Source organism: Pseudomonas sp. LBUM1641, from assembly GCF_059716235.1.
The window spans coordinates 3,222,546-3,234,937 of sequence record NZ_CP166815.1 but is presented as its reverse complement, the minus strand read 5'-3'; the positions used below and the strand labels follow the sequence as shown (position 1 = coordinate 3,234,937).

The following is a 12,392-nucleotide window of genomic DNA, read 5'->3' as shown; positions in this document are numbered from 1 at the left end:
TCAAATCGCGGCTTTGAATGTGGGGTTCGTGGAGCGGTTACTTTCTTTCTCATATTAATAATATTTCGTATTGTTCACGAAGTGGCCGCATAGAGAATCGTCGCACCTACAATCGCCTCTTGACACATAGGCAGCGCCCTTGCAGTGCAAAAAGCCGTTGATCATGGCTTGGATTCCAGCCATCAACTGATTCCTTTCCAAATGCCGGAAATCCATGACAGCTGTGTTTTCAGAATTTGACACGTTTATAACCAGTTCCGTGGTTATGCAGTCCAATATATTGCTCATGGGATGACCAGTGGTTTTCGCAGCAAACTGTAGGCTATGGCGCCCAGCGCCGCCACACCGAGCAGCAGCACGGCCCAAAGGCCGAGCTTTTTCCAGTTCGGCCCGGCATCGACAGGGGTCGCAACCGCTGGCGAAGTCACCGCCGCCCCGCCCGCCACTTTGGCCTGCCCAAGCGCAGCGAGGCGTTCGGCGCTGTAATCCGGGATCAACGTAAACAGCGGCAAGTTCGCGCCCTTCACCGACGGATTGCCCAACGCCAAAGTGAACGGTGGCTCGCCCCGTGCCAGGAACACCAACTGCGTGGCCCGCACTGCAAAGCTCAGCGTCGGCGCCTCCACACCCAGGCCACCGCCGCGTTCGTCCACGTTGAGCTTGAGTTGCGCAACGACCTGGCCGGGCAGCTGCAATTCGTTTTGTAAAACGTCCTGGCCATTTTGCGTCAGTCGATAGAGCAATCCACTGCTCAAAGGCTGCCACGCTTGATTGCTTTCCCGACGGCCCGACAGAGTGACCGGTGCGAGGCTGTTGGGTTGGCTCAGGTCGATACGCAGACGTTCGACGTTCAGCGCGTTGGGCAACTGCCAGCTGTATTCGCCGGCCTTGAGCCGGCTACCCGACAGTGGCTGCGACCACACCAGCGGCAACGGCAAGCTATGGGCACTGACACTCTCCAGCTGCGCCGACGTCAGCGTCGGTGCCGCCTGGCCTTTCCACAGCAGGCGCAGATACCGCGCCGACTTCCCCGGCAGACTCACTTCATGTTGCTCGACGCGTTCGTCGGCAAACGACAGGCGCGCGACCTGCCCCTCGCCCCAGGAACGCCAGTGCTGCAAGTCGTCGCTGGCTTCGATGCTGAAACGCTGGAAGCCGTCACGCTCGCTGGTCCAGTCGAGGATCAGTTGCTGCAACGGCGCCTTGATCCCACTGGCATCAAGCAGCCAGCCGCGCAGCACTTCTTCGCCTGCCTCCAGTTGGCTCGGCGGCTGCACCTGCACCAGTGTGCCGGTCGCTGTGGATTGCACGCGCACGCTGGGCACTGCTTCAGCGGAGTCGGCCGCGGCGTACAGCGGGAACCACTTCACATTGGCCAGGCTGCGGCTTTCGGTGCTTTGCGCCGACTGCCGTGCCAGCGCATAAGCCTGGGGCTCACCTGCCGCGTTGAACACCCGCACATCACTCAGGTCGGCCTGACGGGCACTCAATTGCACCGCCAGCGGCAGCTCCAGGCGGTACCACGGGCCTTCGCCGCTGACCGTCAGCGGGACCCGCGTGGTGAAATCGGCGGGCGTTTCCTGAGCCCAGGCCGACAACGTTGTGCACAACCCCAACAGCGCCACACTCAACTTGCCCATCAAGAGGCCACTCCTTCAGTTTCAACCACCGGCTCGGGACGCTTGGGCGGCAGCGGAGCGAAATAGCCCACCACCAGCAACAGCCCGCCCACACCGATAAACGATACGATCCGCGCCAGCCCGCCACGGTTGCTCAATTCGACGAAGAACAATTTGGCGACCACCACGGCAATCAACGCTGCACCGATCAACCACACCTCACGCCGATGACGCAGATGGCCACCGATCATCAGGCTCAGGGCAATCAGGGTCCAGACGATCGACAACCCGGCTTGCACCAGCATCGACTCCAGCAACGCATCCAGATGGAACGGCACGCCGCCCCATTGGTGAGCCGTGCGCATCACCAGGGCGGTGAAGAAGGCGAACAGAGAAACCCCGGCGACCGCTTGGGCGATCAGCTCGGCGCGCGGCCCGCGTTGCGGGGCGGCACTGCGGGACCACAGATACACACCCAGCAACGCGAACAACAACCCCAGATCCAGCGGGTTAAGCAGCGGCACATACGGCAGCGGCTCGGCGGTGCCGTCGCTGAAGATATTCGCCAGCCAGAACCAGCCGAGCATCAGCACGGCCAGCGGCAGCGCGGCATACAACCGATACTCGCGCGGGTACGCCGACACCGGCCATGGCCAACTGCGCGGCGCAGCGGCGAGCACCAGGTACAGGCTCGGCAGAATCGCCCAGCCCAGCCAGCGCCAGGCGTTGTATTCCTCGGACAACAGCAACAGGCCGTAGCGCAACTCCAGCGCCAGCACGCCGATCAGCAGCCAGCAACCAAGCACATGCGCGGCGCTCAGGGCTTTCTCCGGAATGACCGAAGCCAGGCGCCGCAGCGACACGAAGTGCACCGCAAACACCGCCGCCCACGCCAGCCAGGCAAAATTCGCTGCCGGGTGATAACGCGAGCCCCACGCGCCCAGCAACACCACGCCCACCGCCGGCATGAACAGCGTGCACAACACGCCCAGCGACGCCCATTGCAGCCGCAGGGCCAGCACCGCCCAGATCGCCACACTCACTGCCGCTACTGCCAACAGCCAGGTGCCTTGCAGCATCGACGGCGCAAAACGCAGCACTTCGCTGACCAGCGCCAACGTCCACCAACCCGCGCCCCACACCAGCAGCACGTCGGACAGCCGCTGCAAACTCAACGCTTCGAACACCGGCGCATGAGGCCGACGCTGCAAGCGCCTGGCCCCGACCAGCGCTGCCAGCCCGAGCACCATCGGCGTCCAGAAGCCGCTATGACCCAAAGGACGCAAGCCTTCGCTGTTCAGCGCCCCGAGCAGGTCCGGCACCGCGATCAGGAACGACGCGCCGCCTATGATTTGCAGCAACAACCCAAAGACAAAACTGACGCGTTGTTGCAGGTAGAGGCTCAGCCAGATGATCAACAAGCCGCTGGCCGCCCACACGCCGCTGGCGGTCTCCCATGGCAGCACGAACAGCACCGTGAGGTTGATCAGCACCAGTCCGGCCAACAGCACCACCGACAGGCCACGCAACAACCGAACATCGCTGCGCACCATGGTGTCCCGCGCGGCCAGCAGCATGCCGCCGATCAACGCCAGGCCAATCAGCGAAGCCGTGAGCAGCCCGCTCCAACCAGCACTGAACACCGCGCCGGAATCGACGCCCGTCCGCAACCGCAGCAGGAACAGCGCCCCACCCAGCAGTTGCACGGCAAACGCGGTGAAGAGGAACGTGCGCGAGCCGATCCGCAGACCGACCAGCAGGGTCACAAGGCCCGCTATCGCCCAACTGATGGCGGTGCCTTGGGTCGACAGCAGCAGCGGCGCAAGCAGGTACAAAAATCCCAGGCCGACGCTGGCCAGCACCGGCAAGCCTCGACGTTCCCATTCCGCCGCCTGCTCCACCGGCGCCTTGCGCAACTGGAAGAAACTGAACAGCAATGCCGCGCCCAACAACAAAGCACCGAGCGGCGCACCCTCCAACAGACGGATCTCGCCCACCCGCAATTCGCTCAGGAACGCCAGCGCCGAGCCGACTTGCAACAGCAAGCCAAACGCCCGCGCCAACGGCCGTTGCTGACGCAAGCCGAGCCAGAAGATACCGGCGCCTTCCACGGCCCAGGCTGCAGCCGTCCAACGTGCGTCGAGGCCCAGGGGAATCGCCAGGCTGGCAAAGATCACACCCAGCGCCAGGCAGGTTTCCGCCAGCAGCAAGGCGCGACCGCCGCTCAACAAACGGGCCAGGCCCATGTAGATAATGCCCAGGGCCAGCGCGCTGAACGCGGCAGCAAATTCCAGGTGCTGCACCAGCGCAAACTGTAACCCGAAGCCCACCAGCGGCGGGCCGAACAGCATGCTGCCGTCGACATAGTCGCCCTTGGCCGCCGACCAGCGCAGCAACGCGCCACGGCTGTCCTCGTCCGGTGCGTCGCGCATCTCCAGCAACTTGCGCCGGGCGAACAACAGGCCAATGCCCAGGTACATCAGGAAAAACACAATCAGGAACGGCTCGGTGCTCCACAACAGCTCCGGCGTATAGGAGCGCATGCCCCAGGCGAAGCCGATACCGAAGGTGCCGACAAAGCCGATCAGGTTGAGCAGGCGCCAGGCCTTGAACCAGGCGATGGCGAGAATGCCCGTGTTAAGCAGGGCGAAATAGCTGAACAGCGCCACATGGTTACCGGCGCCGGTAGACGTGAGGATAGGTGCGGCAAAACCGCCGAGTGCGGCGGCACAGGCCAGGCCGAGGGCGTCCTGGGTAATCGCCAGGATCGCCGAGAACACCGTGACAGCCACCAGCAAGCCTAAGGCCGCACCGGGATCAAGCAGCGGATGCAGGCGCATCGCGGCGAACACCGTCAGGTACAACACGGCGATGCCGGTGCCTTGCAGCATCAACCCGTAATTGCTGTTGCGCAGCCGCAGCCACCACCCCAAACCCAGCAAGGCCAGTGCACAGCCGGCGACTCCCGCGTAACGCAGTTCGATCGGCACCACCATGCCTTCAGTGGCATAACGCAGCAGGAACGCCAGGCCGAGGAACAACAGCACCACGCCGACCCGCAGCACGGTGTTGCCGCCGAACAGCCAGTTGCGTGCGCCACTGATGGCGCGTTCGATGAAGTTGGGGCCGCGAGGTGCCGCAGGCGTAGCAGGTTGTTCAGGGATTTTTTCGCTCGGCTCAGCCCTCCAGACGTCAGCCGGCAATGCCTGGCTGGGCTCGGCCGCCACGGTTACGTAGGCCGGTTCCAGTTCAGCGGGTAATTCCCAGACGAGTTCGGGCGGCGCCGGTACCGGCAGCGGTTCTTCGACAAAGACAGGTTCGGGGGTTTCAACGGCACCCGGTCTTTCCAGCAAGGCCAGGCGTTGCTCGACTACTTTAAGGGCGCTCCTGGCAGACTCCAGCTGACGGCCTTGCTCCTCCGTACGCGAGGCAAGCATCGACAGGAAAATCGCTTGGCCAATCACCAGCCCCAACAGCGCACCAATACCCGCATCACTAAACGATTCGTCGAGTGTCCAGCCGAACACCAGGCCAATCAGCATGAAAACCCATTGCATAGCCAATACCCAAAGGAAAAATCGAAAACAATCAGAATGTTTGCTATCTCGGTAGCAGCGCAACCACGGCAAAGTCTGCACAGTCATGTCAGTCGTCATGGTTAGATTCCTCTTACAGGAATACTCCTCTCCCTCAAGCGCACTGTCTGTAGGGATTTTCTGTAGCCATTCCTGGAAAGAGGATCAAGAACAAGCTGCGAAATACGCTTAACTCAACGGAGGCATACCCAATACGCTTCAAGATCGAAATTACCCCGAAATCCACTCATCTCCGCGACTTCGAAGTTTCTCCGCAATTGGATCAGTGAAAACCAACGTCCTGTATGAAGGCCCTGCAACTACTTGCCATAGACCTAACCGCTTCCAAACTGCCCACAACCAAAAGTGGGAATAAATACGTGACGCTTCGCCAATCCCACCACGATGGCAAGCTCAAACGCCCAAGATTTATCACCCAGTACGACTTACCCTGGTGTCACGGGACCAGAAGTCACCACATGCGGATGCGACCCGGCAGGGGATAGAGCTGCAGCAACGTAGGTGCTGGAAGCTTGCCGAGAATGTCTGATGACCCGATTTAGGTGCTTGAGTTAATGTTGAGGGCTTGCGATACCCAGGCTTTTGTGATGCCAGCTCAATACCATGGCCGGTAAGCTAGACCTTGAGTGTTCTCACCTATGACTTAATGGGTCCGCCACGGCTCGCAAATAGATAGCCGTGACCAGGGCCAAGCAGATGACGCTCGATTTCGTGCTTAGGCTTAGGCTGACATAGATGTCTTGCGGCCGCTTGGTGTGCTTGCAGATCATCAGCCGTGACTATTTCAAAACCTCGGATAGAAAAATCCAGAGCCCTCGCTCCAGATCAAATTGACTTGGCGTCGCAAAGCGAAGCTCACCAATACGTATGTCTGTTAATAGCAACTGCAACTCAGTCGAGCCTGCTGGCTGCCGCGATAGCAGCAACCGAGACGGCTCGGCTGAACTTAGTTAGGGCCGCTCGCGACACTTGCCTGCCCTACTCTCCCGCGGCGACTTTGGCCTTGCGTCCTCTTGGCGCCGGCATAGTCACAAGACACTCAAACAAACGCTCCGCGTACACAAAACCCATTCGCTTGACCGCATCCTTGTCGAAATAAAAGAGCCATGCCAGCAATAAGGCACCCGAAATGAGAATGGTAAGCCCAGCGGCAAGACCAGGGTCAGCAAAGTGGATCAACTCGATTTGTGGAGGGTTGACACGAAGAACACCGGCAATCAAACAGCCATAAACCAGTCCGCAAAGACACGAAAAAATGCCGATAGCCTTCATGGACACCATGTTGCGGTGAAAGCCGTAAGCGACATTCTCCTTGAGCAGCAATTGCTTGTTGGTGCGAGTGAGCTCCCTGAGTCGTTTTGTTGCACCGATATAGATGTCGTCTGCGTTGGCCGGATCGCTCGCCTCCTCCTGCGCGGTTGGCATAACGATGCCTAGCTTTGAAGTGATCGCGGCGTGATACCTATGTTTGCTGATGCGATCTAAAAATTTGTCACTGTGGCGTAGAGCCAACGTGGTCGGCATCCCACCCCATAGCGCGACCAGCTTTTCTTCAAGCTTTTTCCCACGCCCGCGGGCCACGCTGGCGAGCGCGTAAATGGCACCACATCCGCCAAGTAAGCCAATGACACTGGTCAGTACCGGGTGTTTTGCGCCGTAAACACACAACAACGGGACGAGTAACGGTAACGAAACCAACAATCCCGGAATGACACGAGCTTTTCGCTCATACGGGTCTTTGACCAATTCAAATATCGCGATCATAAAAGCCTATGACTTTAGTTCATCGATGAAGGGTTGAATTTCTGTGCGATTTTTCAGGTAGATGTGCTGCACTTTCGGGTCGGGTCGCTCATCCAGTAATCCAAGACTTTTGAGCGTGTAGAGAAGAAACGCCTGGCGGCACGGCAACTCGGCCTCTCCATTACGCATGCCGTAATCTCGCTCAACCACCCTTTTCTTGGGTGCCTCCAAATCGGGGTTTGCGGCAAGGATCAAGGTTACATAGGTATTCCACTGGGCATCCTGCACAGGGTCGACAGAACACTCTTCAATCCCATCAAGACTCAAGATCCTGATCAGGACAAAATCACTAAACCGTTTACGGTTGTGACAATACGCTCGTACATGCCAACGGGAACCATCATGGCCCAGTGAATGGGGCGACAACAAACGCTTGGATACATCCAAAGAAGTCATCGACTGGTAACTGACATAAATCGACAACTTTTCGCGAATGGCTTTGATGACGGCGGCAACGATCGTTTCATCCAGCGTTCGACCAGGCCTGGGCACAAAGTCAGCTTCAGGTACCGCCCCCAAAAAGCTGCTCGAAGCGTCAATAATACCGGTTCTGGTAGCGAGCAATTCCGTCAGGTACTGGTGAGCGGATGATTGTGGGAACACCGCCTGGAAATCTTGTGTGGCCACGTAGGTTTTGGAGCTGCGGTCATATTCAAGATTGTTCGGCGCCAGCTCCGTGTATTTGGCAATGTCGAGCGAAGCCTGAGGTACCGACACACCAAAGTACTCCGTCAAGTCAGCTCTATTGATACGCCCTTCCCAGCGCAGACGAAAATCGATGAACTGAAGACGACGATCCGCTCCCCAGCTGCGACTTTTGGTTTCCGTGGAGGGTGATGCATTTACAGACGACGGTTGCATTGACTAGCCCAAAAAAATAAACGGATATAAAAACTATTCGTATGAAATATATACGCGTTTAATGGCTGTTCGTCCAGCCGTCATGTCAAAGCTCACAAGCAATTAGGCGCTGGATTTCCATTGCCCCCGCGCCCCGCATTCCCTCATGTCAGCTATCTCGTCATTCGCCTTGAAGCCGTGCTTCCTTTCGTCCACTCACTGGGCCTACCCAAAAACACTTAAGTCTTCGACCCCCAATCACATATAAAAAATATTCGCATAAAAACTAGACGCGCATAATTTCTATGCGTATTTTCTGTCGTGCGATCAAATTTCTAGCAACGCTTTGGGGAACCGAATGTCAGCGAAAATTACGTTTTTCTCGGTGGATAACGGCGACATGACGCTTGTGCAGCTAGCCGACACGGCTGCCACCACGTTGCTGATCGACATGAATATTCGTGTCGCGGCCGATGACCCAGCGGACTCGGCTCCAGACGTTGCGACGGAGCTGCGAAAGCGCCTTCGGTTTGATCAAAAAAAGCGGCCTTACGTTGACGCGTTGTTGCTGAGCCATCCGGACAAGGATCACATCAGTGGCTTGGCGAAGCACTTTTGGCTGGGATCACTGGATGACTACCCCGACGACAATTTGGAATGGCATGAAAAGCGCATTGTGATTCGCGAAATGTGGTCATCTCCAATGGTGTTTAGACGACGCTCGAAACATCACACGCTCTGCCCGGATGCAGTCGCCTTCAATAAGGAAGTCCATCGCAGGATTGGGCTTTGGCGCACGCTGCGGTTCGCCGTAGAAGGCGATCGCATCAAAATCATGGGTGAGGATGAGAAAGGCAAAACCGACGATTTATTGCCCATCTTGATCAAGACCGGTGAGAAATTTACCCAGATCAATGGCGAGTCCTCGTTTCTGTTCTCGGCTCACCTGCTAGCGCCCGCTCCTCTGCAAGACGAAGACACTGAAGAAATGTTGTCCAAAAACCACTCCAGCGTCATTTTGAACATTGAACTGCAGGCTTCAATCTACTCGTCCAAGCGCGTCAGATTCCTGACCGGAGGGGACGCAGAAGTGGCCATCTGGAAACGCCTGTGGGGAAAGTACAAAGACACTCCACAAGTGCTTGAGTACGATTTGCTTCAAGCGCCCCACCACTGCTCATGGCACTCCCTTTCTGTCTACAGCTGGTCAACCTACGGTAATGACGCCGAGCTCTGCCAGGAAGCCCGTAACGCACTCGGGCAGGCTCGAGAAGGTGCAACTATCGTTGCGAGCAGCAAGAAGATACTGGACAACGATGACAACCCGCCGTGCATCCGCGCCAAGCGCGAATACCTGTCTATCTTGAGGCCAGTGGATGGCATCTTCCATTGCACGGGGGACGGTAAGCGCCCGGAAACGATCGAGTTCGAGATCACCTCCACTGGCGTGTCCAAAATTGTCGCCGGTGTCGCTGCAGGGGTAGGAGCTAGTGCCGTGGCTTCCGCAGCGCCAAGGGCGGGCCGCCCATGAATGAGATCTACGAATGGGGAAAACCGATTGGTGAAGGACAAAAGGATTCGCTACATCCAATGACGCTTGGCCTGATTCAGGCCTGTCAGGATCATCCGTGCATCGAGGTGCTGGACATCCGAACCGTCGATGAAGGTTTGGGGCCGGAGCAGGCCATCGTCATTGAGGCGGGTGATGGCACCATTGAGTCGGGCAACCCGGGTCGCATCCGCAGGCGAGAAACCCTGGCGATTACAGTGAATCCACAGACCGTCGTCCCGGTGGTCGTGCGTACCTTGCGCAAGGATTTCCCAGGACACTCCTATCAACACGGCACACACCTGAACACACCACGCGCCCTCTGCCTCTACAATATCGTGTGGAGCGCTGTTGAACGCAGCTGGACGCCAGAACGCTTTTTGGAACGGATGTTCTGGTGGTTACGCGAGACGTCTCAGCTACGGCTGCATCGGGACGATCAACCACTGGAGCAACTGTTTTACAGCAGTCGCTACCAGTTGATCCTGCCTTCGAACTATTTGAAGCAGTCTGAGGACAGCGGCAAAAACCTGATTATCGAGGAAATCACGGGAGCACCGGGACGTCAGGTTACCTTGCGGGGAAGGTTCGATGACTCAAACAATCCTCGAGGTGTGGGTCTGCAGTCACTGAAGCTGTCTGTCGACGGTGTCGGTTCATCGCACGTGGAAGCCGCCCCCCAGACACTTGGTCAACTCCATGACCGCTTGGTCTCCCGTGGAAGTGGGCTCAAGGAACCATTGTTCAGCAGCGTGTTTGATGCGGTGACCGATCAGGGGTTAGTCCCTGAACAGGCTGGCGAGATCAAGGCGATACTTATCCTGGTCTGGGTGCCGCGCACGGGTAAGGAAGGCATTGAACGGTATGACGTGCTGGGCTATGCGCTCAAGAGTTCGCTGCAAGCACTCGGTAATGCATTCGGTATGTTGCACTTCGACAGTGAAAAGCGACGCTGGCATCGCACGACCTTGATTGGTGATGCTACACAGAGCGATGAAAATCGCGCATGGCGAGATCTGGAAATCCTTTCAGTGCAAATCCGCTGGGGGATCGGAGCCGAAGGCGGACGCCAAATGTCCGCGATCAACCCTGACGATGCTGACTTCGATGGGGTGCTCGCTGGCGTAGGCTCTTTGGGCGGAACGCTTGCAGACATCTGGCTGCGTGAAGGCTGGGGTCGTTGGACGTACATAGATCCGGATCAGCTGCTTCCCCACAACCTGGCACGGCATGTCGGATTGGACAATGAAGTGGGTTACGCGAAAGTCGATGTAGTCCGGCACCATGCCCAAATGGTGTTTCCCGACGAACCTGCACCTAAAGCGATTGCGGGTAGCCTGACAAGCCAAAGTGAAGAGGTGATCAGAGCGTTGGGTTCAGCGAGTTTAGTGATCGATGCGACGACGACTTTCGACGCGCCTCGCGATTTGGCTGAGCGTGAAAATGCCCCCCGCACCGCCAGCGTGTTCCTCACCCCTTCGGGCCTTGCCAGCGTGATCCTGTTGGAGGACGCGAGTCGTACCCTGCGCTCCCCCGCATTGGAGGCACAATATTACCGAGCGATCCTCAACAGCTCCTGGGGAAAACCGCACCTTCAAGGTCACTTGGGGGATTTGTGGGTAGGTGGTGGCTGCCGTGACATTTCGTTTCGGATTCCGCTTGAGCGCATTCACTTGCATGCAGCGATCCTTTCGAAGCAATTGCGCAAAAGTGTTCTGGACGATGACGCGCGAATCTGCGTGTGGACGGTGGACGAAGAGACGGAAGCTGTAACCCCGATGGAAATCCCCCCCCATCCGGTGAGCTCACATGCTCAGAATGGTTGGACAGTTACCTATGACGATGCGTTGATCACCAAGCTCAAGCAGATTCGTGGCGCAGCCCTTCCCAACGAAACGGGTGGAGTATTGCTTGGGGTTACAGATCTGAAGTCTAAAACCATCCTGTTGGTCGACACATTGTTACCCCCCGCTGACAGCCAAGCAAGTCCCCACCACTTCATTCGAGGCAAGGCCGGTCAGGAAGCCGCATTAGCAGACGTACACGAACGCACGGCTCGAGTCGTCGACTACGTAGGCGAATGGCATTCACATCCTGATGGTTACCCTGCGACCCCCAGTGCAGATGATCGAACGCTAATCACGTCGCTGGCGGGCTTGATGTCCAGTGAGGGCTTACCCGCCATCATGATCATCGTGGGCGAGTATGAGATCACGTTCCATCTCGAGTGATCAGCCAGCACGGCGTCCTTAACACCAACAGTGCAGTACCTATAAGGCACTAGCCAAAGGGACGTGGCAGGTTGCCCCTCTGCTTACGGAAACAGCATTCAATCTGGGAGAAATGATCTGCTGGTATCGAATTGTCTGGTCAAATAATTCGAGAACCCAGGAAAGGAAAAATCAACTAATAGAATCGTCAAAAAAATTCAAAGCATCGAACCTTAAGCAAACGAATAGGTCATCTCATGCCTGGATCAGTAGAGCTTTCGAAAGAAGAATTATTTTCCTTGGTTGAAAAAGCGGTCAAGCCTCAGTTTTTTACTCATGGACGCCCTCGGCCGCTACTGGGTGCAGTGGCAAAAAAGCGGGGCTTGCTGCCTTTCCCTTTCACGTGCAGACAAAATCGCGTTTAAGCGTCCCCTAACTTATACGGCAGCAACTCTATAATCTCACTCACGTTCTTCAGGTACGCATACGGATCACGACCATTGAGCCGTGCCGACTGGATCAAACTTATGATTGCTGCTGCCCCTTTGCCACTGCGAACAAACCGGCGACCAGCCAGTTTGATCGCCCAAGAGCCCACGGCCGTATCTGGCTTTCGGCCCAATTGTTGTCGATGGGTACAGCCCCTTCATCGAGATAGCGCGTCAGCGCTGTCCAGCGTTTTAGGATGTAATCCAACGCCTTGGCGATGGCCGTTCCCTCAGGCACAGGTTGCCTCTGAATTACGCGGAAAATCTCACCGTGGGTGCCGAACCCC

General features: G+C 57.5%; 6 protein-coding genes and 1 pseudogene. 2 read left to right on the top strand and 5 right to left on the bottom strand.

All coding sequences use genetic code 11. The features are described from left to right. Positions 1 to 284: 284 nt before the first annotated feature. The 4 genes from ACA046_RS14775 to ACA046_RS14760 form a co-directional block, all read right to left on the bottom strand. Positions 285 to 1,640: a DUF3999 domain-containing protein gene (locus ACA046_RS14775; protein ID WP_497676879.1), complete on the bottom strand. Its 1,356-nt coding sequence runs from the start codon at positions 1,638 to 1,640 to the stop codon at positions 285 to 287. Beyond that, a complete protein-coding gene (locus tag ACA046_RS14770; RefSeq protein ID WP_497676878.1) occupies positions 1,640 to 5,176 on the bottom strand; it encodes a DUF2339 domain-containing protein in 3,537 nt (1,178 codons plus the stop codon). The genes ACA046_RS14775 and ACA046_RS14770 overlap by 1 nt, the downstream gene beginning before the upstream one ends. A gap of 1,017 nt (positions 5,177 to 6,193) precedes the next feature. Further along, positions 6,194 to 6,979, bottom strand: coding sequence for a hypothetical protein (locus ACA046_RS14765; protein ID WP_497676877.1), 786 nt, complete (start codon positions 6,977 to 6,979; stop codon positions 6,194 to 6,196). 6 nt (positions 6,980 to 6,985) lie between these two features. Further along, positions 6,986 to 7,879 (bottom strand): BrxR family helix-turn-helix transcriptional regulator, encoded by an 894-nt coding sequence (locus ACA046_RS14760; protein ID WP_497676876.1) that lies wholly within the window; start codon positions 7,877 to 7,879, stop codon positions 6,986 to 6,988. 337 nt (positions 7,880 to 8,216) lie between these two features. Between ACA046_RS14760 and mblB the strand changes: the two genes are divergently transcribed. Continuing rightward, positions 8,217 to 9,389, top strand: a complete 1,173-nt coding sequence (gene mblB / locus ACA046_RS14755) for an anti-phage 6A-MBL system MBL-fold protein (protein ID WP_497676875.1) — start codon at positions 8,217 to 8,219, stop codon at positions 9,387 to 9,389. Further along, positions 9,386 to 11,638 (top strand): anti-phage 6A-MBL system cap2_3 protein, encoded by a 2,253-nt coding sequence (gene cap2-3, locus ACA046_RS14750; protein ID WP_497676874.1) that lies wholly within the window; start codon positions 9,386 to 9,388, stop codon positions 11,636 to 11,638. Before mblB ends, cap2-3 begins: the two co-directional genes overlap by 4 nt. A gap of 400 nt (positions 11,639 to 12,038) precedes the next feature. Here the strand turns inward: cap2-3 and ACA046_RS14745 are convergent. Then, positions 12,039 to 12,355, bottom strand: a pseudogene (locus ACA046_RS14745) (IS66 family transposase); the annotation flags it as partial. Positions 12,356 to 12,392 lie beyond the last annotated feature (37 nt).